Source organism: Mesoterricola silvestris (genome assembly GCF_030295405.1).
Lineage (GTDB): Bacteria > Acidobacteriota > Holophagae > Holophagales > Holophagaceae > Mesoterricola > Mesoterricola silvestris.
In genome coordinates, this window is the sequence record NZ_AP027080.1 from 1,580,245 (window position 1) to 1,602,196 (window position 21,952).

The following is a 21,952-nucleotide window of genomic DNA, read 5'->3' on the forward strand; positions in this document are numbered from 1 at the left end:
GGGATAGGCCCACGGCAGACCGCTGGTATCCGAGGATTCGGACGTCCGAGGAACCAGGAAAACAATTATAACACATTCATTGAATGGGGCCATGGGGCCCCGGCCTTGAAGGAAATGATTCCATGCGTCTGTCCACCACCTCCTGGGCGCTCGCCCTGCTCCTGCTTTCGGGAGGCGTCGCCGCCGTCGCCCACCCGGGCCCGACCAAGAAGGTCAGGACCAGCCCCGGGCCCTCCCCGGCCACCTCCACCGCCTTGGCCCTGTCGCCATCCGCCTCGTCCTCTTCCTCTTCCCCCCGCCCCCTCCTGGGAAGGATGCCCTTGGACCTGGCGAACCATTGCGCGACCTTCCTGGATGAGCGGGACATCGCCCGCCTCATGCAGGCCAGCAGGGCCGACCTTGCCAGGGTGCTGGGCAAGTCCGGAATGCGGATGCTTTCCCGCAGGCACAGCCTCGCCCCCACCCGTGTGGATTTCGGGGAGGAGGGGGCCAGGCGCTCCAGCTACGCCGGCCACCGGCACCTGGAACTGTGGGGCATGGACGAGCGGATCCACACCTGGCTCGCGGACAACCGGGAAGCGGAGATCGTGGACCTGAAGCACGCGCCCGGGAATGTCTACTCGATCAAGGATCTGCTCATGCTAGGCCGCTTCCCGCGCTTGACCCGCCTCACCGTCAACGTGGACATCGATGAATTCGAAACGAAGTACCCCGCCGCGGCCCCGGAGGGCCCGGCCACGGCCCCCCTGGCGGCCCTCACCTCCTTGACCCTCGATAGCGATGAGCACTACATCGATTGCTCCGACCTGGACCTGGCCCCGCTCCTGGCCGGGTGCAGGCTCCGCCACCTGGACCTCGGCGGGTGCGCCCTGGGCGTGGAGGGCTCCGGCTCCTTCGCGCAGAATCTCTACAAGGTCCTGCCCGCCCACGGCGCGTCCCTCCGGTCCCTGGTCGTGAACATCGAAGGGATTCACGAGGATGAGGAGGGCCTGAACCTGGCGGCCGCCCTCGGCGACCTCCCGGGGCTGCGCCACCTCGCCTTCGTGGATTCCAACATCGCCCACACCCTGAACCCCGAGGTTCGCGCGGCGCTGGGGGCCTCCCTGTCCCGCATGACGGCCCTGGAAAGCCTCGACTGCTTCGGGATGGTGGAAGCCTCGGACCCGGAGCGGGGTTGCGGCATCTTCAAGAATCTCCCCCCCTCCCTGAAGCGCCTCCACGAGGTGTTCGAGATCGACGAGCGGGGCCCGGAGGGGAACCTGATCCCGGCGGCCCCCTTCCTGCGGGCCCTGGACCGGCTCCCCGCCCTGGAGGAACTCTCCTTCCGGTCCCCCCTGGACCTGGGGGTCACCCGCGCCCTGGTCGACGCCCTCCTGGAAAAGCCCTCCTTCCGGTGCCTGAAGATCCGGTTCGAAGCCGAGGAGGACGGCCAGGAGGAGGCGATCAGGGCCTCCCTGGGGCTGCTCGCGGAGACCTTCGAGAAGGCCGGAAAGAGGCTGGAGTTCTCGAACATCGAAGGGTAGGGGGCTCGGCGGGGAGGATCGTCGGGCCCGCCCCGGCAGGGGTGCCTGGACGGGGCGAAAGGCCCAGGCTGAAGAGCCCTCCTAGGTCCAGGCCGTATGCACCGCCACGCCTGGGCGGTCGAAGCGCTCGTAGGTGTGGGCACCGAAGAAGTCCCGCTGGGCCTGGATGACGGAGGCGGTGCCCCGGGGGGTGCGAAGGGTGTCGAACCAGGCCAGGGAGGCGGAGAGGCCGGGCACAGGCAGGCCCGCCAGCACCGCGGCGGACACCACCCGGCGCCAGGCGGGTTCGCGCCTGCGCAGTTCCTCGGCGAAGCGGGGGGCGAAGGCCAGCAGGTCCGGCGCGGGGGTCTTCAGGAAGGCCTCGCGCACGTCCTCCAGGAACCGCGCGCGGATGATGCAGCCGGCGGTCCAGATGCGGGCCATTTCCGAGAGCTCGGTGCCGTAGCCCCGCTGGGCGCTGGCGGCGCGCAGGAGGTCGAAGCCCTGGGCGTAGCTGGCGATCTTGGAGGCGTAGAGGGCGTCGCGCAGATCGTCCAGGGCGAGGGGGGCCAGGGCGGCGCTTTCGCTGGGGAAGAGCTCGGCCGCGGCCAGGCGCCGGGGGCGGGCCGCGCTGAGGCTCCGGGCCTCCACGGCGGCGGCCAGGGTGGGGATGGGGACCCCGGCCTCCGCCGCGGCCAGGACGGTCCAGGCGCCCGTGCCCTTCTGGCCGGCCTGGTCGAGGATGGCGTCCACCAGGAACCCGGCGCTGAGGGGGTCGGGGGTGCGCAGGATGCGGGCGGTGATCTCCACCAGATAGCTGTCCAGTTCCCCCCGGTTCCAGTCCTCGAAGACCTGGGCGGCGCCGGGCGCCGTGAGGCCCAGGCCCCGGCGCAGCAGGAACGCGGTCTCGGCGATGAGCTGCATGTCGCCGTACTCGATGCCGTTGTGCACCATCTTCACGAAGTGTCCGGCCGAACCCGCCCCGCAGTAGGCCACGCAGGGCCCCGCGGCGCCCCGGGCGGCCATGGCCTCCAGGTAGGGGCGCAGGGTCTCGAAGGCCGCGCGGTCCCCGCCGGGCATGATCGCGGGGCCCTTCAGGGCGCCCTCCTCGCCGCCGGAGACGCCCATGCCCAGGAAGGACCAGGCGCGGCCGGCCCGCAGGCGGCGGTCCGTGTCCGTGAAGTGGCTGTTGCCCGCGTCCACCAGGACGTCCCCGGCCTCCAGGAGGGGGTCCACCTGGGCGAGGACGGCGTCCACGGCGGGGCCCGCGTTCACCATGAGGAGGATCCGCCGGGGGCGCGCCAGGGAGGCGACGAAGGCCTCCATGGACTCCGCCACGGCGATGCGGGCCTCGGGGTGGTCCGCCTCCAGGCGCAGGCCCGCCTCGGGGCTGCGGTCGTAGCCGGCCACGGAGAATCCGCGGCCGGCCAGGTTCCGGGCGAGATTGGCGCCCATGACGCCCAGTCCGATCACGCCGATTTCGCTACCCATGGTGTCCTCCACTCAGATCCGTGACGATGGTCAGGCCCCGGAAGCCGCTGGCGGGCAGGGCGGGGTCCCCCTGGAGCAGCCTCGCCAGGGCGGGGGCCTTGGCGGCGCCGGAGGCCATCAGGATGCCCGCGGGCGCCGCCGCCAGAAGGTCCCTTCCCAGGGTCATGCGCCCGGGGGGCGGCTTGGGGCTGGCGTCCACCGCGTGGACCCGGTCCGGGGGCCAGGGGCGGCCCGGGAAGAGCGAAGCCGAATGGCCGTCCTCGCCCAGGCCCAGGAGCAGCACGTCCAGGCCCCCGTCGAAGGCCGCGTCCAGGCCCGCCTCCACGCGCCGGCAGGCCTCCTCGGCGCTTTCGCCGTCCAGGTAGAGCGGGAGTTCGGCCTCCGGAGGATCGGCGGGGTCCAGGTAGCCCAGGCGGTAGGCCTCGCCCCGGTTGGAATCCGGGTCGGCGAAGGGCACGCGGCGCTCGTCCACCCAGGTCAGGCGCACCCGGCGCCATCGGGGTCCCAGGGCCAGCCGCGCCAGTCCCAGCACCGCCGCGGCGCTGCCGCCGGACACCGCCAGGCGCGGGTGGGGCAGGGCCTCCAGGGCCCCGCGCAGCAGGGCCGCGGCGGCCGCCAGGGGCGTGGCGGCGCGCACCAGGTCAGCCACGGGACCAGCCCCCCTCGCACCCGTGGAAGAGCCGGTCCGCCTCCGGCGGGCCCCAGCTGCCCGCGGGGTACTCCAGCAGCGGCTGGCTCCGGATGGCGTCCACGGCGCTCCAGGCGGCCTCCACCTCGTCGTTGCGCAGGAAGAGGGAGGGATCGCCGTGGATGGCGTCCAGCAGGAGCCGCTCGTAGGCGGGGGCCGTGCTCGCCCCGAAGCGGTCCCGGTAGTCGAAGGCCAGCTCCGCGGGCGCCATGACCATGCCCGGGCCGGGCACCTTCACCCCGAAGCCCAGGGACATGGCCTCCCGGGGCTGGATGCTGAGGGTGAGGTGGTTGGGCCGCAGCTGGCACTCCAGCCCGTCGGCGGAGGGGGTCCCGCCGCAGCCGTCGAAGAGCTGGATGGGGGGCACCCGGAACTGCACCTTCACCTCGGTGAAGCGCTTGGGCATGCGCTTGCCGTGGCGCAGCAGGAAGGGCACGCCCCCCCAGCGCCAGTTGGCCACCTCCGCCCGCAGGGCCACGAAGGTCTCCGCCGCGGAATCCGGCCCCACCCCCTCCTCCTGGAGGTAGCCCGGCACGGGGCGGCCCTCTGCGGTGCCGGCGGCGTACCGCGCCCGCACCGCGGGGTCCGTGGCGGGAAACCGCAGGGCCTTCAGGGCGGCCACCTTCTGGTCCCGCAGGGTCTCCGGGTCCAGGGAGGAGGGCGGTTCCATGGCGATGAGGGCGAGGATCTGGAGCATGTGGTTCTGGACCATGTCCCGCAGGGCCCCCACCTCGTCGTAGTACCCGGCGCGGCCCTTCTCCACGCCCAGCTCCTCCGCCACGGTGATCTGCACCAGCTCGATGTGCCGGCGGTTCCACAGGGGCTCGAAGATGGCGTTGTTGAAGCGGAAGGCGAAAAGGTTCTGGACGGTCTCCTTGCCCAGGTAGTGGTCGATGCGGTAGATCTGCTCCTCCCGGGCCACCTGGTGGAGGGTGCCGTTCAGGGCCCGGGCCGAGGCCAGGTCGTGGCCGAAGGGCTTCTCGATGATCACCCGGCGCCAGGGCTCGCCCTGGAGGAGCCCGGAGCGGCCCAGGTTCTCCAGGGCGGGCACGAAGAGATCCGGCTTCAGGGAGAGGTAGAAGAGCCGGCCCGCGGGGGCGCCCCCGGCCAGCTCGTCCAGGCGCGAGGAAAGCGGTCCCAGGTCGGCGCCGGCGTCGCCCTGGACGTAGTGGACCCGGTGGGCGAAGGCCGCGAAGGCCTCCCGCTCCTCGGGGTCCAGGCGCTCCCGGAGCCCCGCTCGGAACGCCTCGTCCGTGAAGGGCCTGCGGGCGATGCCCACCAGCTGGAGGTTGGCGGCGTCCTTGCGGGCCAGGGCCAGGAGCGCGGGCACCAGCTTGCGCACCGCCAGGTCCCCGCTGGCGCCGAAAATGACGATCTGGACGAGCTGTTCCATGACTGCGCTCCTAGGCGGTGACGGAGCCGGGCACCGTGAAGTCCTCCCCGGGGTTGATGAACTGGTCCAGCTCGCTGCTCTGCTGGCGGTCGTGGAGCTGGCGGTAGCGGCCGCCCAGGGCCATGAGCTCGGCGTGGGCGCCCCGCTCCACGATGCGCCCCTCCTCCACCACCAGGATCTGGTCGGCGGTCTCGATGGTGCTCAGGCGGTGGGCGATGACGAAGGTGGTGCGGCCCGTGCGCAGCCGGCGCAGGCCGTCCCGGATCATGGCCTCGCTCTCGCTGTCCAGGCTGGAGGTGGCCTCGTCCAGGATGAGGATGCGCGGATCGGCCAGGATGGCCCGGGCGATGGCCACGCGCTGGCGCTGGCCTCCGGAGAGCTTGACGCCGCGCTCGCCGACGATGGTGTCGTAGCCCGCCTCGAAGCGCCCCACGAACTCGTCCACGTGGGCGATGGCGCCCACCGCCTCGATCTCCGCCCGGGTCGCGCCCGGCCTGGCGAAGCCGATGTTGTCGGCCACGGAGCCGTCGAAGAGGAAATTGTCCTGCATCACCACGCCCAGCTTGGAGCGGTAGTCCCGCAGCCGCACTGACAGCACGTCCCTTCCGTCCACCAGCACCTGGCCCCGCTGGGGGTGGTTGAAGGCCATGAGCAGCCCGATGATGGTGCTCTTGCCCGAGCCGCTGGAGCCCACCAGGGCCACCGTGGATCCCGCGGGCACCTGGAAGGAGATGCCGCGCAGCACCGGCGTGTCCTTCTCGTACTCGAACCACACGTCCCGCAGCTCCACCCGGCCCTCCAGCTCCGGCAGGGGCGCCCGGGCCAGGTCCTCCTGGTCCTCGGTGGGCATGTCCAGGGTCTCCCGGATGCGGTCCAGGCCCGCGAAGGCCTCGCTCACCTGGGTGCCGATGTTGGCGATCTGCACCACGGGCGCCGCCAGGAGGCCCACGAAGAAGGTGTACATGATCAGGTCGCCCAGGGTCATGCGCCCCGCGAAGATGGCGTTGCCGCCCACCACCATGATGAGCACGCCCACCACGCCGATGATGGCGGTGGAGAAGGCGGAGATGGCGCTCATGCCGGTGATGGTGCCCGCCACGTTGCGGAAGAGCTTCTCGGCCCCCTCCGCGAAGATCCGCGATTCCCGGTCCTCGGCCACGTAGACCTTGAGGATCCGCACGCCGCCCACGGATTCGCCCAGGCGCCCCGTGATGTCGGCGGTGAGCTCGCTGCGCTTGCGGAAGAGGGGCCGCAGGTGGTTGAAGGCCAGGGCCATGGCGCCCCCGAAGACCCCCAGGAACACCAGGGTGGCCAGGGTGAGCTTCCAGTTGAGCCAGAACAGGACCCCCAGGGCCAGCACGGCCGTGAGGAGCCCCCCCGCCAGCTGGATGAGCCCCGTGCCCACCAGGTTGCGGATGCCCTCGGCGTCGTTCATGACCCGGGCGATGACGATGCCGCTCTTGGTGGTGTCGAAGTAGCGGATGGGAAGGCGCAGGATGTGGTCCTGCACCCGCTGGCGCATGTCCATGATGGCGCGCTGGGCGGCCACGGACACCACCTGGGAATTGGCGTAGCCCGCCAGGGCCTGCACCAGGGTAGCGGCCCCCGCGGCCAGGGCCAGGGGCAGGAGCAGGTGGCTGTTGTGCTTGCCGATGACCTCGTCGATGAGGTATTTCGTGCTGGCCGGGAGCACCAGACCTGCGAGCCGACTAACGACCATCAGGGCCAGCCCCACGGCCAGGGATTTCCTGTGCTGCCAGAGCAGTTCCCGCGCTTCCCTCCAGGCCCTGCGAGCGTTGATCTTGGTGGGAGTCTTGGGGTTCGCCATCAGGTGCTTTCAAGGAAGGCCACCTTCCATGTAACCACGAACCGGAAGGGCGGGGGTCCGGAAGGAATTATGGATACCATGGTCGTTTCGCCTTCCCCGGGATCCGCCATGACCCTGAAGTCCCTTATCCGCACCATTCCCCACTACCCCAAGGAGGGCGTCCAGTTCCGGGACGTCACGACCCTCATGAAGAACCCCGAGGGGTTCCGCAGGGCCATCGACCTCCTGGGCGAGCGGTACCGGGACCAGGGCATCCGCATCGTGGCGGGCATCGAATCCCGGGGCTTCATCGTGGGCGCGGCCCTGGCCCACCACCTGGGGGCGGGCTTCGTGCCCATCCGCAAGAAGGGCAAGCTCCCCGCCCCCGTCATCCACGAGGACTACGAACTGGAGTACGGCCTGGACCGCATCGAGGTGCACGTGGACGCCATCGGCAAGGGGGAGCGGGTGCTCCTGGTGGACGACCTCATCGCCACCGGCGGCACCGCCGAGGCCGCGCTGAAGCTCATCGGCACCCTGGGCGGGGTCGTGGTGGAGACGGCCTTCCTGGTGGACCTGCCGGACCTGGGAGGGCGGAGGCGCCTGGAGGCCCTGGGGCACAAGGTATTCACGTTGACGGAGTTCGAAGGGGACTAGTAACTCCCCAGCCGCCCCAGGCTCATCACCGGCGCCCCGGCCCTGCGGGAGGCTTCCAGGTCCACCTGGAATTCCGCCACCCAGTCGTTGGATTCCTCCTCGTCCACCAGCATCTGCTGGACGCGGCCGTCGGGGAGGGCGTAGGTGTGGCGGAGGTTGCGGCCTTCGGCGTCCAGGCGGGGGCCCTTGTGGTCCAGGCGGTAGGCTTCCACCAGGGCCTTGAGGCGTTCGGCGGTCCAGGGCTCCCCGCCGGCGTCCGCGGGCTCCCCGTATTCGGCCAGCAGGGACGCCGCCTCCTCCCAGTCGGAGACCACCAGGGCCCGGAGCCACGTGAAGATCCGGTTGCGCACGGAGGCGAGGAAGGCCTTGCGGTCCCGGGTGATGTCCAGGGCGGCCTCCTCGGCGCCGGGGGGGCGCAGTTCGGCGGCCTCTCCGGGGCGGTACCCGCCGTCGCGCATCTTCTCCCACTCGTCCAGGAGGCTGCTGTCCACCTGGCGCAGCATGGCCCCCAGGTAGAGCTCCATTTCCCGCACCTCCTCGGTCTTGGCGGAATCGGGCACGGTCTGGGCCAGGACCTTGAACACGCTGTTCAGGTGGCGCAGGAGAAGCCCTTCGGAGCGCTGGATGTCGTACTCCCGCACGTAGTCCGAGAATGAGCGGTAGTCCTCGAACATCTCCCGGGCGATGGACTTGGGGCGGATGTTCTCCTCGCCCACCCAGGGGTGCTTCACGGCGAAGGCGTTGAAGGTGCCGTAGATGAAGTCGCGCTGGGGCTTGGGGTACTCCAGCTTCTCCAGCTCGGCCATGCGCTCCTCGTATTCCATGCCGGCCACCTTCATCTCGGCCACGCGCCGGCCCTTGAGGCGGTCCAGCTGCTTGCGGAGGATCACCTCCGGGTTCTCCAGGATGGACTCCACCAGGGTGATGAGGTCCAGGGCGTACTCGGGGTTCTCCGGATCCAGGAGGGGGAGGGTGTCCAGGAGGTAGAGGCTGAGGGTCTGGTTCATGGAGAAGTCGTCCTGCAGGTCCACGTTCACCCGCAGCCCGTGGCCCTCCCCGGTGAACTCCACGATCTTCCGGTCCAGCAGGCCCCGGAACAGCTGCCAGGCCCGCCGGGCGTGGCCGGCCCTGGCCCGCTCGTTGTCGTGGCAGCCGCGCACCAGGGCGCGCATGGCGCCGCAGCCGTCGCCCGCGCGGCTGAGGACGTTGAGGAGCATGCCGTGGGACACCTGGAACCGCGACACCAGGCGCTCCGGCTGGGCCGCCACGAGCCTCTCGAAGGTCTGCTTGTCCCAGTTGGTGAAGTTGCGCTCCGGGGGCAGGCGCTTCTGGTACTTCCGCCCGCCCGCGGCGGCCTTGGCGGCCAGCTTCATGTTCTCGATCCAGTGCTCCGGGGCCTGGGCCACGACCCAGCCCACATCGTCGAAGCCCTTGCGTCCGGCCCGGCCGGAGATCTGGTGGAAATCCCGGGCGCTGAGGATGCCCGTCTTCTGCCCGTCGTACTTGCAAAGCTTGGTGAAGAGCACCGTGCGGATGGGCACGTTGATGCCCACGCCCAGGGTGTCCGTGCCGCAGATGACCTTCAGGAGCCCCTTCTGGGCCAGCTGCTCCACCAGGATGCGGTATTTCGGCAGGAGCCCCGCGTGGTGCAGCCCGATGCCGTGGCGAAGCCAGCGCTTGAGGTCCGGGCCGTAGGGGCTGTTGAACCTGAACCCCTCCAGCTCCCGCTGGATCGCGGCCTTCTCCTCCTTCGTGCACAGGTTGATGCTGGTGAAGTCCTGGGCGCTGGTGGCCGCCTCCAGCTGGGTGAAGTGCACGAGGTACACGGGGGCCTTGCCCTCCTCCACCAGGCGCTCCAGGGTGAGGGAGAGTGGGGATTCCGCGTACGTGAATTCCAGCGGCACGGGGCGGTCCGTGGACTTCACCACGGCGGTGGGCAGCCCCGTGAGCCGGGTGAGCTCGCCCTCGAAGAACGCCGTGTCCCCCAGGGTGGCCGACATGAGCAGGAACCTGCACTGGGGCAGGGTGAGCAGCGGCACCTGCCACGCCACCCCCCGCTCGCGGTCGGCGTAGTAGTGGAACTCGTCCATGATCACGTCGCGCACATCGGCGCCGGCGCCTTCGCGCAAAGCGATGTTGGAGAGGATCTCGGCGGTGCAGCAGAGGATGGGCGCGTCCCGGTTCACCGAGGCGTCCCCGGTGCTGAGGCCGACGTTCTCCGGGCCGAAGTCCCGGCACAGGGCCAGCCACTTCTCGTTCACCAGGGCCTTGATGGGGCAGGTGTACACGGACCGCCGCCCCTGGGCCAGGGCCTTGAAGTGCAGCGCCGCGGCCACCAGCGACTTGCCCGAGCCCGTGGGGGTGTTGAGGATGACGTTCTTCCCTTCGAACAGTTCCAGGATGGCGGCTTCCTGGGCGGGGTAGAGGGTGAGGTCGCGGCCCTCCACGTACTCCAGGAAGCGCCCGAGCAGTTCGTCGCTGCCGGCGTCCGCCGCCTGGGGGAGAAGGTCGTAGAGGGTCGTATGCATGGGGATTCCGGGGGTTGGCCGGGAAAGGGGCCTTTTCCACCCTAGCCCAAATCCGGGCGATCTGTTATTTTTCGCCTTTGCGCCGGGCCGGGCCCGGGCCAACCTGTCCCTGGACGGTTCCTTTCCTCGCGGGGGCAGCTTGAGCGACAACCATCTCGACAGCAACGTGCCGGGCAACCCCGCCTACCATTTCACCGTCGTGCCCCCGGGCACCGAACCCGCGGCGGGGTGGGCCCGGCGCGGTGAGCTGCTGGCCGGGGCCGGCACCGGCACCCAGTGCATCCATGCGGGCTCCCAGCCGGATCCCGCCTACGGGTCCGTGATGCCCCCGGTGTACCTCACCAGCACCTTCGCGTTTTCCGATATCGGAAGCAACGGCGGCTTCGACTACACCCGCAGCGGCAATCCCACCCGGGAGCGCCTGGAGACGGCCATCGCCACCCTGGAGGGGGGCAGCGGCGCCACCTGCACCGGGTCGGGCATGAGCGCCGTCCTGGTGGCCCTGAACCTCCTGGAGCACGGCAGCCACGTGCTCTGCACCGTGGACTGCTACGGCGGCACCTTCCGAACCCTGGAGCACGCCCGGAACGTTTACGGCCTGGAGGTCACCTACCTGGACCTGGCCGACCTGGACGCGGTGCGCGCGGCGCTTCGCCCCAACACCCGCATGATCTGGGTGGAGACGCCCTCCAATCCCCTGCTCCGCCTGTCGGACCTCGGCGCCCTGGCCGCGATCGCCCGGGGCACCTCGGCGCTCCTGGTGGTGGACAACACCTTCCTCTCCCCCGTCCTGCAGCGGCCCTTCGACTTCGGCGCGGACCTGGTGGTGCACAGCACCACCAAGTACCTCAACGGCCACAGCGACGTGGTGGGCGGCGCCGTCGTCGCGGGTCCCGGCCGGGAGGCCCTGGCCCAGCGCATCGCCGCCATGAACAACCTCCTGGGCACCAGCCAGAGCCCCCACGACTGCTACCTGGTGCTGCGGGGCCTCAAGACCCTCCGGGTGCGCATGCGGGCCCACGAGGCCAACGCCCTGGCCGTGGCCCGGGCCCTGGCGGACCATCCCGCCGTGGCCTCCGTGAACTACCCCGGCCTGCCCACCCACCCCCAGCACGCCCTGGCCAAGGCCCAGCAGAAGGGCTTCGGCGCCATGCTCAGCTTCGAGCTGAAGGACGCGTCCCCGGCCGCCGTGAACCGGGTGCTCCTGGCCCTGCGCTGGTTCACCCTGGCCGAGAGCCTGGGCGGGGTGGAGAGCCTCGTGGCCCATCCCGCCACCATGACCCACGCCTCCATGACGCCCGCGGCCCGGGCCAACGCCGGCATCGGCGACGGCCTCATCCGGCTGTCGGTGGGCATCGAGGACCCCGAGGACCTGGTGGAGGACCTGCGGCGGGCCCTGGACTGATTTCTCAGATCAGCCCGGCCCACCCCGGGCCGTGGTGCAGGAACGCCGACCGGATGGCTTCCTCCAGGTCCGTGGGCAGGGGCCCCTTCTCCACCGCCTCCAGGTTCCGCCTGAAGTGCTCCAGACTGGCCGTGCCCGCGATGCTGGCGTCCACCCCGGGGCAATGGGCGGCGAAGCGCAGGGCCACCTCCCCGGGGGGCAGGTCCGTGGGGAGCCGGTCCAGGCCCATGGCCCGCCAGCGATCCCAGTACGCGCCCTCGGCGTGATCCCCGGGACGTTCGGCCCGGGTCCACACGGCGCCGGCGAGGGGGCGCTTGGCGATCACGCCCAGGCCCCGGGCCCGGAGCGCGGGGAGGCGGTGGGCGAGGTTCACCTGGTCGCAGACGCTCACGGAGGTCTGCACCGAGGCGAAGCGGCCCGAGCCCAGGGCGAAGTCCAGTTCCGCGTTGTCGCCCGCGTAGGCCGCCACCCGCACCTTCCCCGCGGCGACGCAGGCCTCCAGGGCCCGGATCACCTCGCCCCTTTCCAGCACGGGCAGGGGGCAGGAATGCAGGTGCACGATGTCCAGGTGGCCGCAGCGCATGCGGGCCAGGGCGGCGTCCACCCCCGCCAGGACGCAGGCGTAGGTCCAGTCCTCGAACCCCGGAATGCCGTAGCCCACCTTGGTGGACAGGACGAACTCCCCCCGGCGGCGGGCCAGGTGGCGCCCGATGCGTTCCTCCGAGAGGCCGTAGCCCCGGGCCGTGTCCACCAGGTTCACCCCCAGGTCCAGCACGGCGTTGAGGAGGGCCCCCGCCTCGGCTTCGCCCACCCGGGCATCGTTCAGGTGCATGGCCCCGAAGCCCAGGGGCGTGACGGAGAGTCCGGTGGTTCCGAAGGGGCGGGTCTGCATGGCGTCCTCAGGGTCCCAAGGTAGCTCAAATACAAGGCTTCTATCGCCTCCGGTTTCCGGTGGGTGAATGATTCCTAAATGGCGTTCCATAAGCCATACCTATGCGCACCGGATCCAGGCGCCGGCCCCGGGATCCTGATACCCTTGCCCCTTGGAATGTGGGGGCCGGGCTTGCAAGGCAAGGGAGTCGAACGGAGACGCTTCGCGCGCATGAGCACGTCCGGGGGCACGTACCGGGTGGCCTTCCACCTCCACGAACGCATGGTGGCCGGCGCGCGGCTCGCGAACCTCAGCGCGGGGGGCTGTGGCCTGGAGATCCAGCTGGTGGACGCCTGGGACCTGGACACGGGGTCGGTGCTGGACAACCTCTGCATCCTCCACCCGGACCTGCCCTGCGTTCCCCTGCAGGGCACCGTGATGCGCCTCCTGGGCAAGGTGCCCGGCAAGACCAGCGGCTATGTCCTGGCGGGCATCGAATTCACGATGATCACCCCCTTCATCCAGGGGATGATCGACGCGCACGTGGAGGCGCACTTCGCGGGCGCCCCGGGGCGCTGAACCCGAAGGATCCCTGGAGGAGGCATGGCGTCAAAGGCCCTGGACCAGTTCCGAACCGTGCTCGATCACCTGGATGGGGACGACCGGGAGGATCAGCTGGCCTTCTTCCGTTGCGTGCTTTCCACGGGGCCCGAGGCGGTGGAGGAACTGGACGGACGCCTCCCCGGTTCCAGGGCCCCCAGGGCCCTTCGGCAGCTGGTCATGGAGGCCTCCTTCTACTTCCCCTGGCCCGACTGGCTGGAAATCCTCTCGCGCATGCTGCGCTACGAGGCGGAGCTGCCCATCTTCGAAACCGGCGCCCGGGCCCTGGGACGCATCGGCAGCCCCGGCGCGCTGGAGGTCCTGCGGGAGCTCAACACCATGCGCCAGGGGGCGGAATTCAAGGAGATCCTGGCGCAGGTCCTGGCCCAGACCGATCCCCAGGAGGCCTTCCAGCACTACCTGGGCCGGCTCCTGGAGGGCTCCGCCAACCCCGGCGCCGCCAACGAAGCCGCCCAGCGCCTCGTCCCCCTGGTTAGCGAAGCCAACCTGGAGGCCCTGCGGGTGGTGGCCCAGCATCCGGACCTCCTGGTGTTCCGCCACGGCCTCCTCCTGCTGGCCCTGATCCCCACGGCCGAGGCGGCCGAGGTGCTCGCCGACCTGTGCGAGGACAGCCATAACGAGGTCCTTTCGGATCGCCTCCTCAAGGCCGAGGCGGGCGCCTACCGGTCCCTGGCGCCCCCCGCGGCCCGGGAGCAGGCCCAGGAGGCCCTGGCGGCCGCGGGCTCCGGGGGAGGCCTGGAGGTGCCTCCCGTGGTCAAGGCCCTGCGGGAGGACATCCTCGCCGCCACGGAGGAAAGCAGCAAGGCGGGCGCCCTTTCCGGCGTCATCACCCAGGCCCTGGAGGCCGTCCACCAGCGGTCCCGCCGGCTGAGTTTCGCGGTGGACACCTCGGCGGAGGGGCTGGCCGCCCACGCCCTCAAGGGCCGCATCGACCGGGACCGCGTCCTGGATCTGCTGGTGACGGCCTACCGGGAGCAGACGGGAAGGGAGGGGCTCGCCCGGGCCCTGGCCAGGCTCGTTCCCGCGGACGCCCCGAAGCTCCATGACCTCCTCCTGGAGGGACCGGACGGTGCCCAGCGCGCCGCGGCGGTGGAGGTGCTGGGGGGAAGGGAGGAGGCGGCCCTTCAAGGGGTCCTGCTGCGGGCATGCGGGGACCCCCTCACGGATATCGCGGACCGGGCGCTGTTCCACCTGGGCCGGTTGCCGGGAGCCCGGGACCTGGCCCGGACCCTGATGGGCTCGGGCGCCCCCCAGGACCTTTCCCTGGGCCTCCGCCTCGCCGCCCAGGGGAGGTTCCCCGACCTGGTGCCGGACCTCCTGGACCTGGTGAGGACCAGCACCCGGGAGGAGACCACCCTCCAGGTGGTGGAGACCCTGGGGGCGGTGGGCGGGGCCGAGGCCGCCGAGCCGTTGCTGGAAATGCTCCATTCCGGCCAGAGCCTCCGGCTCCAGACCGCCGTGGGGCTGGCCCTCCAGGGCCAGGGGGACCCCGCGGTGGCCCTGGCCCTCTGCGCCAAGGCGGATGCCATCAAGCTCCCGGTGCTGCACTGCATCGCCGTGGAGGCCCTGGGGACGGCCCACGGCGCCGCGGGGCCCGCCCTGCCCGCGCGCAACGGCCCCATGCTCCTCCACCAGGTGCGCGGCGCCTGGATGGACCGCAACCCCTGGGCCCTTCGGCTGCGGGTGGTGAATGCGCTGGCCGCTCTCCAGCTTACTCACCCGGAAATCTGGTCGGCCGTGGTGGATCTCCTCCGGGACACCCTGGTGGAGAAGCGCCCCGCCGGGGCATGGACCCCCGATGACCTTCACGCCGTGCAGGCGGCCCAGAAGGAGTTCATGCGGAGGGCCGCCGCGCCTGGGGAGGGCTGAACCGGGGCCGCACCCGTCCGTAGAGCCGCAGTTTGCGGTACAGCGTGGCCGAACCGATGCCCAGCTGCCGGGCGGTGAGGCCCTGGTTGCCCCCGTTGGCCTCCAGGACCGCCAGGATGTACTCCCGCTCGATGTCCGCCAGGGGCCGGGCGGGGCCGGTGACGACGGGGGAAGCCGCGGAGGGTCGAAGGTCCCCGGGCAGGACGTCCACCACGGCCCGGTCCCCCAGGGCCGCCGCGCGTTCCATGGCGTTTTCCAGTTCCCGCACATTGCCGGGCCAGGGGTAGCGAAGGAGTTGGCCCTCCAGGGAGGGAGCCAGGGTGAGGACCGGGCTGCCCAGCCGGGCCGAGGCCTCGGCGAGGAAGGAACGGGCCAGGGGCAGGATGTCCTCCCGGCGCTCCCGCAGGGGCGGCACCACCAGCTCCACGACGTTCAGGCGGTAGTAGAGGTCCTTGCGGAAGCGGCCCAGGCGCATTTCGGCGGCCAGATCCGAATTGGTGGCCGCGATGACCCGCACATCGATGGGCCGGGAGCGGTTCTCCCCCACCCGGCGCACCTCCCGCTCCTGCAGCACCCGCAGGAGCTTGACCTGCATGGCCGGGGAGATCTCGCCCACCTCGTCCAGCAGGATCGTGCCGCCGCCGGCGGCCTCGAAGAGCCCCGGCCGGTCCGATACCGCCCCGGAGAAGGCCCCGCGGGCGTGGCCGAACAGTTCGCTCTCCAGGAGGGTCTCGGGGATGGCGCCGCAGTTCACCGCGATGAAGGGCCCCTCCGCGCGCCGGGAGGCGCCGTGCACCAGGCGCGCGATGCGTTCCTTGCCGGTGCCGCTCTCCCCGGTGACGAGCAGGGTGGATTCCACCGGCGCCATGCGCAGGGCCAGATCCAGCAGCCGCACCATGGCGGGGCTCCGGGCCACCAGGTCCTTCGCGGGGACGAGCCGTGCCCCGGCATCCAGCCCCCGGGCCGGTTCCGCGTCCACTCCCAAAGGTTCTTTCATCGTCAAAGGATTCAAGCTCATCGGAACTCCTTTCCACCCAGGGCCGCGCGGGGGCTGGGGGGTCGGATCATAAATGAATAAAATAGATATTAAAATGGGGGTGGAGGTTCATGGCGGGCAGCCCTGGGGTTGGGTGTCCGAGGGAGATTCAAGCATGGGCCGTTGGCTAGGTCAATGTGAATTAATATTACCGTGAATGAGGCAGGGTGGTAGATTATCGGCATGACATGGGCTATCCATGGCTGGACCACCCGTGTCCAGCCGAGGGAAAGACCGGATTATTGCAGGCGGTTGACGGTGTGGTCTGCCTGTGACTCCATGGGCGAAGCCGCAGGGTTCAAGAATTTATATTCATCAAAAATTGGGGTGGTTTAAGGGGTGCTAATTCTGACTCTTTCATTAATCGATCCTGGGGCGTGGTTCCCGTCCCAGGAATTCGCCGGTGAGACCAGGGTCTGCCTGCCTTACCCCATCCCCTTCCATCCCCGTGCATCCCCGGCCAAATACCGCCGGGGTGGGTCGTCGCGAACGGGCTCGGTTCCAGACCTTTTCCCGGCATCATCCAGAGGCTGTTTTTGCCGGGGATGGACGGGGATGGTCGACGTTTCGGCTGGATTTGAAGGCCCCTTCTCCCCATCGAGGCGGCGGGGGCGGCTTGGGGGAGGCCATCCGGATCCCAGCCTTCGGCCGCACGGCCGGCAACCGCAAATTAAGCCCTTTTATTTTAAGGGCTTAACGGTAGCACTGGCGGAAGGCGAGGGATTCGAACCCCCGGTGGGCTCATCACCCACGCTCGTTTTCAAGACGAGAGCCATAAACCACTCGGCCAGCCTTCCCTTCCAGGATGATGCCACGGGACCCCAGGGGTCCGCTAGGCATTGGCCCGGTAGAGTCCTTCGATGATGTCCTTGAACGCCTCGTTCACGATGCGCCGCTTGAGCTTGAGGGAGGGGGTCAGGAGGCCGCTCTCGGGGGTCAGCTCCTTGTCCAGGAGGGCGATCTTGCGCACGCGCTCGTAGGCGGGGAGGTGGGAGTTGGTGTGGTTCACCCGGGTCATGATCTTGGCGTAGACCTTGGGGTTGGCCAGCATCTCGGCGTCGTCCTTGAAAGGCAGCTGCTTGCGCTGGCACCAGTCCCGCAGGGCGGGGAAGTGGGGGACGATGAGGGCGGCCAGGTGGTTGCGCTGGTCGCCCACGACGATGGCCTGCTCGATGTAGGGATCGTCCCGCAGGGCGTTCTCGATGGGCTGGGGGGCCACGTTCTTGCCGCCGTTGGTGACGATGATCTCCTTCTTGCGGTCGGTGATCTTCACCCGGCCCTGGGGGTCGATCTCGCCCACGTCGCCGGTGCAGAAGTAGCCTTCCGCGTCGAACACCTCCTTCGTGGCCTCCTCGTTCTTCCAGTAGCCCCGCATGACGTTGGGGCCCTGGCAGAGGATCTCCCCGTCGGGGCCCAGCTTGAGGAAGGGCCGGCCGTTCCAGGTCTTGAGGATGGGGTGGCCCACGTAGCCCGGGCGCACGCGGCCGATCTTGTTGAGGGTGAGGATGGGGCTGGTTTCCGTCAGTCCGTACCCCTCGTAGATGGGCACGCCCATGGCCCAGAAGAATTCCATGATGGTGGGATTGATGCCGGCGCCGCCGGTGACGCAGAAGCGCAGGCGGCCCCCGGTCTTGTCCCGGACCTTGGAGAGCAGGATGCGGTCGGCGAGCCTCCAGGCCAGGTTGGTGAGGCCTCCGGGCTGCTTGTCGAAGTAGAGGTAGCGCACCACGCGGTGGCAGGTGGAGCGGGCCCAGCTGAACACCATGCGCTTGGCGAGGCCCCCGGAGGTGAGCGCGTCGCGCACCTTGGCGTAGATCTTCTCGAAGATCCGCGGCACGGCCATGAGCACCGCGGGCTGGACCTCCAGGAGGTTCTGGGGCAGGGAGATGAGGCTCTCGGCGTAGTAGACCGCGATGCCCAGGTGGAACATGGTGTAGTGGCCCGCGGTGCGCTCGAAGATGTGGGACAGGGGCAGCACCGAAAGGCAGCGGTCGCCCCGCTCCGGGCGCAGGGCCACGATGGCCACCTCCACCACCGCCACGATGTTGGAGGCCAGGTTGCCCTGGGAGAGCATGGCGCCCTTGGGGTCCCCCGTGGTGCCGGAGGTGTAGATGAGGGTGAGGAGGTCGTCGGGGACCCGCTGGGCGGCCCAGGCCCTCACCTCGGGCCGGCGCGCGTCCAGGGCCTCGCCTTCGGCCATGAGGGTGTCCCAGGCCAGGCAGTTGAGGCCGTGGGGCTCGGGCGGCATGCCGTCCAGGACCACCACCGTCTCCAGTTCCGGGAGGCGGCTGGTGGAGGCCTTGATCTTGTTGAACTGGGCGCCGTTGGACGTGAGGATCCAGCGGGAGCCGCTGTGCTGGAGAATGTACGAGGTCTGTTCCGCCGTGAGGGTGTGGTAGATGGGCACGCTCACGACCCCCAGGAGGGAGCACGCGAAGTCCATGATGGCCCAGGCAGGACGGTTGTCGCAGAGGATCCCGACCCGGTCCCCCTTGCGCAGGCCCCGGGCGTCCATGGCCAGGCAGAGGCGCTCCACCTTCGCCTGGAGCTCGAGGTGGGAAATGGGCCGGTAGGCGCCGTCCACCTTGGAGGCCAGGGCATCGGGCAGGTCGAACTTCAGGCTTTCATAAAACAGCTCTGCAATGGTCTGAACCAAAGGGGGGACTCCAGGGAAATGGCAATGCGCATGTTAGCAGATGCATTTCCGCGGCGCACGGAAGCCCCCGAAAGGGCTTCCGGGGGCGTTTCCCCGTGTGAAAAAATACGGCGTCACCGGGGCCAGGCGGGGCCGAGGCTGATGCCGTGGAAGGCGTCCCACACGGCCCGCTCCTCGGGGCCGCCGGCGCCGTAGAGATCCTTGGCCGCGCTGACGCAGGCCTCCCGGGCCTCCTTGTAGCCGCTGCCGGAGGTGAGGTAGCGGGTCACGGCCCGGTTCCAGATGCGTCCGGCCCGGTCATTGCCCAGGCCCTCCATGCCCTTGGGCAGGGAGCAGGTGTAGAAATCGGAGCTGGGCTTGGGGCTGGCGCCCTGGCTGAGGAAGTAGAAGCACCGGTTCATGGGGCCCGAGCTGTGGTGCACGTCCAGGAACTGCAGGTCCGGGGACCATGCGTCGGGGCTGGCGCCGTCCTTGCTGGGCTTGTAGAGGTACCGCAGCGGGTCGGGGTGTTCGGGCCGGGCCACGTCCTCCCCGATGGTCCAGTTCCCGCCCCAGTTCCCGATGGTGTCGCCCGAGCCTCCCCGGGCGTAGAACTCGATGAGGGTACCGTTGATGTCGGAGTTGGCCTCGTTCAGGCCGCCGCTCTCCCCGTAGTACTCCAGGTCCGCGGTGGCGCGGCAGTAGCCGTGGGCCAGCTCGTGGCCGATGATGTCCAGGGAGGCCAGGGCCTTGAAGTAGTGGCCGTCGCCGATGGACACGCACTGGCAGGCGTCGGCCCAGAACGCGTTGTCGTAGTCCTTGCCGAAGTGCACCCGCATGGTGACCGCGGTGCCCTTGTCGTCCAGGCCCTTGCGCCCAACCACCTTGGCGAAGTAGTCCCAGGCGGCCTGCAGGCCGTAGGCGGCGTCCACCGCCGCGGTCTCGCCGTTGGCGGCGGTGGTGGCGCCCCCGCCGTAGTTCAGGCCGTCGCCCCAGGTGTTGGTGTCGCTCGTGAAGATCTTCCCGTCGTCGTCGCCGGTCCCGTGGTCGAGGTTGACCACCATGTTCCCGGTCCTGCCGCGGGTCCAGTCGCGCAGTTCGAAGCCCTTCCCCTTGGCCAAGGTGGTGGTGTTGAGCGTCACCGGGCCGCTGAACTGGGAGATCCCCTTGCCGATGGCGGCCCTGCCGGTGCGCAGGGAGGACCAGCGCTTCAGGATCCTGGCGGTGCGCGCGTCCACCAGGAAGTCCATGTGGACCGGTTCCAGGGCGCCGGTATCGAGTTCGGCGTGGATGCGGTAGGCCAGGACATCGCCCGACGGAAGCCTCGCCACCACCAGCGTGGACGTGGGCGGCGTTCGCGGCGTCCCCCGGGGGGCCAGTTCCGCCAGGGCCACGGCCAGGGCCTCGCCGGGGGGAACGTCCGGGGTGGTGTCCAGGTCCAGGCCCTTCACGAAGGCGTCGGTGACCGACCGGGTGCGGGGCCCCGAGAGGTGGAGGATGCCCTCCCCGCCCATCACCTTCACCCCCTTGTAGAACTGCGCGATGCGGGCGTCCCGGCCCTGGGTGAGGGGGTCGGGCAGGATGGCCCGGACCTTCACGGCGTCCTCCCGGCCCAGGCCGAGGCTGGGCTTGAGCTCCTGGACCAGCAGCTGCTCCGGGGAGCCCAGGAAGGCATCTTCCTGGGCCGCCAGGGTGGAACCCAGGGCGAGGAGGGCGAGGGAGAGGGATCTGGGCATGGGGCCTCCGGGGCCCGGGGAGGGCCCGATGGGAAATGCGGGGGGCCGACCCCGCGCAGCCGATGCCGGCTGCGGGCTCGCTCCCGCCAGGGTGATGGTTGAACGGAACAATAATCCTTCGCCTGGGCATGTCAATAGAAGTCATGGTATAAGTTGCAAAAAAACTACTTATAGAAATTTGATGTCGAAATAATAATGACCGTGCCGAGGTTCTGTTCCCCGGGGGCTCCTCGGGAGGGGCGGATCCCCGGGGCCCGAGGATGGTACCTTGCCCGCGGAGCCCCCTACGGTTACGATGGAAAGTCACCTGGAGAGATGCCGGAGTGGCCGATCGGGCTCGCCTGCTAAGCGAGTGTATTGGGTAAACCAGTACCGGGGGTTCGAATCCCCCTCTCTCCGCCAAAAGCATGAAGAAGCCCTTGGAAATCAAGGGCTTTTTCTTTGTAGTATCTATCCATGCCCCAAGCCTCCCGCCTCCGCTCCGTGCTCAGCCTCACCGTCCTGGTGGCCTCCCTGGGCTACTTCGTGGACATGTTCGACCTGCTGCTGTTCCCCATCCTGCGCCAGCCCAGCCTCACGGACCTGGGCATCCTGGGGCCGGCCCAGCTGGAGGCCTACAAGAACCTGCTCAACGCCCAGATGGTGGGCATGCTCCTGGGGGGGATCTTCTGGGGGGTCCTGGGCGACAAGAAGGGCCGGCTCTCCACCCTGTTCGGAAGCATCGCCCTCTATTCCGTGGCCAATATCGCCAACGCCTTCGTGCACTCCACCCACACCTACATGCTCTGGAGGTTCCTGGCGGGCTTCGGCCTGGCCGGGGAACTGGGCGCGGCCGTGACCCTGGTGAGCGAGATCCTGCCCCGGGACCTGCGGGTGTACGGCACCACCCTGGTGGCGGCGGTGGGGATCTTCGGCACGGTGGCGGCGGGGCTGGTGGGCCGCTACCTGCCCTGGCGCATGGGCTACCTCATGGGCGGCGGCCTGGGACTCCTGCTGCTGGTCATGCGCATCGGCATCCGCGAAAGCGCCATGTTCAACAAGGAAAAGACCAGCGGCGTGGCCCGGGGCGACTTCCTGAGCCTGTTCACCCACGCCGGTCGGCTGGGTCGCTACCTGCGCTGCATCCTCATCGGGCTTCCCACCTGGTTCGTGGTGGCGATCCTGGTGAACCTGGCCCCGGAATTCGCCCCCCGCCTGGGCGTCGCCGGCCCGGTGAATGCCGGCACCGCCGTGGCCTTCTGCTACAGCGGCATCACCCTCGGCAGCCTCTGCTCGGGCCTGCTCAGCCAGGCCCTGGGCAGCCGCCGGAAGGTGGTGGCGCTCTTCCTCGCCCTGTCCGTGCTGGGCGTGGCCACGTACCTGGGCGTCCGGGGCCTGCGCCCCGCCCTGTACTACGCCCTCATCGGCTGGCTGGGCCTGTCCGCGGGCTACTGGGCCGTCTTCGTCACCATCGCCGCCGAACAGTTCGGCACCAACCTCAGGTCCACGGTGGCCACCACCGTGCCCAATTTCGTGCGCGGCGCGGTCCCGCTGATCACCCTGGGCTTCATGTACTTCAAGGACCGCCTGGGCTTCGTGGGCAGCGCCTGGATCGTCGGGGCGGCATGCTTCGCCCTGGCCGCAGTCTCGCTGATGGGGCTCCAGGAGACCCATGGCCGGGACCTGGATTTCGTGGAATAGCCCCCGCCGGGGGCCGCAGGTTTGAGCGACGAG

At 69.9% G+C, this 21,952-nt stretch carries 14 protein-coding genes, 2 tRNA genes and 1 pseudogene; 7 read left to right on the forward strand and 10 right to left on the reverse strand.

Going from position 1 to position 21,952, the window contains the following annotated elements; genetic code table 11:
* Nucleotides 1–122 precede the first annotated feature (122 nt).
* Nucleotides 123–1,523 (forward strand): hypothetical protein, encoded by a 1,401-nt coding sequence (locus tag R2J76_RS06595; RefSeq protein ID WP_316415026.1) that lies wholly within the window; start codon nucleotides 123–125, stop codon nucleotides 1,521–1,523.
* Nucleotides 1,524–1,604: 81 nt separating this feature from the next.
* On the opposite strand, the gene gndA is transcribed toward R2J76_RS06595, so the two are convergent.
* From gndA to R2J76_RS06615, 4 genes are read right to left on the reverse strand one after another with little or no spacing between them, the layout of a single operon-like run.
* The gene (gene gndA / locus R2J76_RS06600; protein WP_316415027.1) at nucleotides 1,605–2,993 is read right to left on the reverse strand and encodes an NADP-dependent phosphogluconate dehydrogenase; all 1,389 of its coding nucleotides are present in this window, start codon (nucleotides 2,991–2,993) and stop codon (nucleotides 1,605–1,607) included.
* Nucleotides 2,986–3,642 carry a 6-phosphogluconolactonase gene (locus R2J76_RS06605; RefSeq protein WP_316415028.1) on the reverse strand — a complete coding sequence of 219 codons (657 nt, stop codon included), beginning with the start codon at nucleotides 3,640–3,642 and terminating at the stop codon, nucleotides 2,986–2,988. Before R2J76_RS06605 ends, gndA begins: the two co-directional genes overlap by 8 nt.
* Nucleotides 3,635–5,074, reverse strand: a complete 1,440-nt coding sequence (gene zwf, locus R2J76_RS06610) for a glucose-6-phosphate dehydrogenase (protein ID WP_316415029.1) — start codon at nucleotides 5,072–5,074, stop codon at nucleotides 3,635–3,637. The genes R2J76_RS06605 and zwf overlap by 8 nt, the downstream gene beginning before the upstream one ends.
* Nucleotides 5,075–5,084: 10 nt before the next feature.
* Nucleotides 5,085–6,902: an ABC transporter ATP-binding protein gene (locus R2J76_RS06615; RefSeq protein ID WP_316415030.1), complete on the reverse strand. Its 1,818-nt coding sequence runs from the start codon at nucleotides 6,900–6,902 to the stop codon at nucleotides 5,085–5,087.
* Between the two features lie 108 nt (nucleotides 6,903–7,010).
* Between R2J76_RS06615 and R2J76_RS06620 the strand changes: the two genes are divergently transcribed.
* Nucleotides 7,011–7,538, forward strand: a complete 528-nt coding sequence (locus R2J76_RS06620; protein ID WP_316415031.1) for an adenine phosphoribosyltransferase — start codon at nucleotides 7,011–7,013, stop codon at nucleotides 7,536–7,538.
* Here the strand turns inward: R2J76_RS06620 and R2J76_RS06625 are convergent.
* Nucleotides 7,535–10,066 (reverse strand): DEAD/DEAH box helicase, encoded by a 2,532-nt coding sequence (locus R2J76_RS06625; protein ID WP_316415032.1) that lies wholly within the window; start codon nucleotides 10,064–10,066, stop codon nucleotides 7,535–7,537. The genes R2J76_RS06620 and R2J76_RS06625 overlap by 4 nt on opposite strands.
* Nucleotides 10,067–10,205: 139 nt before the next feature.
* Here R2J76_RS06625 and R2J76_RS06630 point away from each other — a divergent pair, with 139 nt between their 5' ends.
* Nucleotides 10,206–11,471 (forward strand): trans-sulfuration enzyme family protein, encoded by a 1,266-nt coding sequence (locus R2J76_RS06630; RefSeq protein ID WP_316415033.1) that lies wholly within the window; start codon nucleotides 10,206–10,208, stop codon nucleotides 11,469–11,471.
* Nucleotides 11,472–11,475: 4 nt separating this feature from the next.
* Here R2J76_RS06630 and R2J76_RS06635 read toward each other — a convergent pair whose 3' ends face one another.
* A complete protein-coding gene (locus R2J76_RS06635) occupies nucleotides 11,476–12,363 on the reverse strand; it encodes an aldo/keto reductase (protein ID WP_316415034.1) in 888 nt (295 codons plus the stop codon).
* A 156-nt stretch (nucleotides 12,364–12,519) separates the two neighbouring features.
* Here R2J76_RS06635 and R2J76_RS06640 point away from each other — a divergent pair, with 156 nt between their 5' ends.
* Both R2J76_RS06640 and R2J76_RS06645 read left to right on the forward strand, forming a co-directional pair.
* On the forward strand, nucleotides 12,520–12,921 hold the full coding sequence (locus R2J76_RS06640; protein ID WP_316415887.1) for a PilZ domain-containing protein: 402 nt from the start codon (nucleotides 12,520–12,522) through the stop codon (nucleotides 12,919–12,921).
* A gap of 24 nt (nucleotides 12,922–12,945) precedes the next feature.
* Nucleotides 12,946–14,832: a hypothetical protein gene (locus R2J76_RS06645; RefSeq protein ID WP_316415035.1), complete on the forward strand. Its 1,887-nt coding sequence runs from the start codon at nucleotides 12,946–12,948 to the stop codon at nucleotides 14,830–14,832.
* On the opposite strand, the pseudogene R2J76_RS06650 reads toward R2J76_RS06645, so the two are convergent.
* From R2J76_RS06650 to R2J76_RS06665, 4 genes and pseudogenes are all read right to left on the reverse strand, one after another.
* Nucleotides 14,798–15,781, reverse strand: a pseudogene (locus R2J76_RS06650) (sigma-54 interaction domain-containing protein); the annotation flags it as partial. The gene R2J76_RS06645 and the pseudogene R2J76_RS06650 overlap by 35 nt on opposite strands.
* A 793-nt stretch (nucleotides 15,782–16,574) precedes the next feature.
* A tRNA-Ser gene (locus tag R2J76_RS06655) sits at nucleotides 16,575–16,665 on the reverse strand.
* A gap of 35 nt (nucleotides 16,666–16,700) precedes the next feature.
* Nucleotides 16,701–18,524, reverse strand: a complete 1,824-nt coding sequence (locus R2J76_RS06660) for an AMP-dependent synthetase/ligase (protein WP_316415037.1) — start codon at nucleotides 18,522–18,524, stop codon at nucleotides 16,701–16,703.
* 113 nt (nucleotides 18,525–18,637) lie between these two features.
* Nucleotides 18,638–20,239 carry a M4 family metallopeptidase gene (locus R2J76_RS06665; RefSeq protein ID WP_316415038.1) on the reverse strand — a complete coding sequence of 534 codons (1,602 nt, stop codon included), beginning with the start codon at nucleotides 20,237–20,239 and terminating at the stop codon, nucleotides 18,638–18,640.
* A 309-nt stretch (nucleotides 20,240–20,548) separates the two neighbouring features.
* Between R2J76_RS06665 and R2J76_RS06670 the strand changes: the two genes are divergently transcribed.
* Together R2J76_RS06670 and R2J76_RS06675 are read left to right on the forward strand one after the other, a co-directional pair.
* Nucleotides 20,549–20,641, forward strand: a tRNA-Ser gene (locus R2J76_RS06670).
* Between the two features lie 54 nt (nucleotides 20,642–20,695).
* Nucleotides 20,696–21,919 (forward strand): MFS transporter, encoded by a 1,224-nt coding sequence (locus R2J76_RS06675; RefSeq protein ID WP_316415039.1) that lies wholly within the window; start codon nucleotides 20,696–20,698, stop codon nucleotides 21,917–21,919.
* The last annotated feature ends 33 nt before the right edge of the window (nucleotides 21,920–21,952 follow it).

Bases quoted from the DNA above. Each gene is read 5' to 3' on its own strand.
- R2J76_RS06595 (WP_316415026.1), top strand. From the start codon at position 123: ATGCGTCTGTCCACCACCTCCTGGGCGCTCGCCCTGCTCCTGCTTTCG.
- gndA (WP_316415027.1), bottom strand. From the start codon at position 2,993: ATGGGTAGCGAAATCGGCGTGATCGGACTGGGCGTCATGGGCGCCAAT.
- zwf (WP_316415029.1), bottom strand. From the start codon at position 5,074: ATGGAACAGCTCGTCCAGATCGTCATTTTCGGCGCCAGCGGGGACCTG.
- R2J76_RS06615 (WP_316415030.1), bottom strand. From the start codon at position 6,902: ATGGCGAACCCCAAGACTCCCACCAAGATCAACGCTCGCAGGGCCTGG.
- R2J76_RS06620 (WP_316415031.1), top strand. From the start codon at position 7,011: ATGACCCTGAAGTCCCTTATCCGCACCATTCCCCACTACCCCAAGGAG.
- R2J76_RS06625 (WP_316415032.1), bottom strand. From the start codon at position 10,066: ATGCATACGACCCTCTACGACCTTCTCCCCCAGGCGGCGGACGCCGGC.
- R2J76_RS06635 (WP_316415034.1), bottom strand. From the start codon at position 12,363: ATGCAGACCCGCCCCTTCGGAACCACCGGACTCTCCGTCACGCCCCTG.
- R2J76_RS06640 (WP_316415887.1), top strand. From the start codon at position 12,520: ATGTGGGGGCCGGGCTTGCAAGGCAAGGGAGTCGAACGGAGACGCTTC.
- R2J76_RS06645 (WP_316415035.1), top strand. From the start codon at position 12,946: ATGGCGTCAAAGGCCCTGGACCAGTTCCGAACCGTGCTCGATCACCTG.
- R2J76_RS06665 (WP_316415038.1), bottom strand. From the start codon at position 20,239: ATGCCCAGATCCCTCTCCCTCGCCCTCCTCGCCCTGGGTTCCACCCTG.
- R2J76_RS06675 (WP_316415039.1), top strand. From the start codon at position 20,696: ATGCCCCAAGCCTCCCGCCTCCGCTCCGTGCTCAGCCTCACCGTCCTG.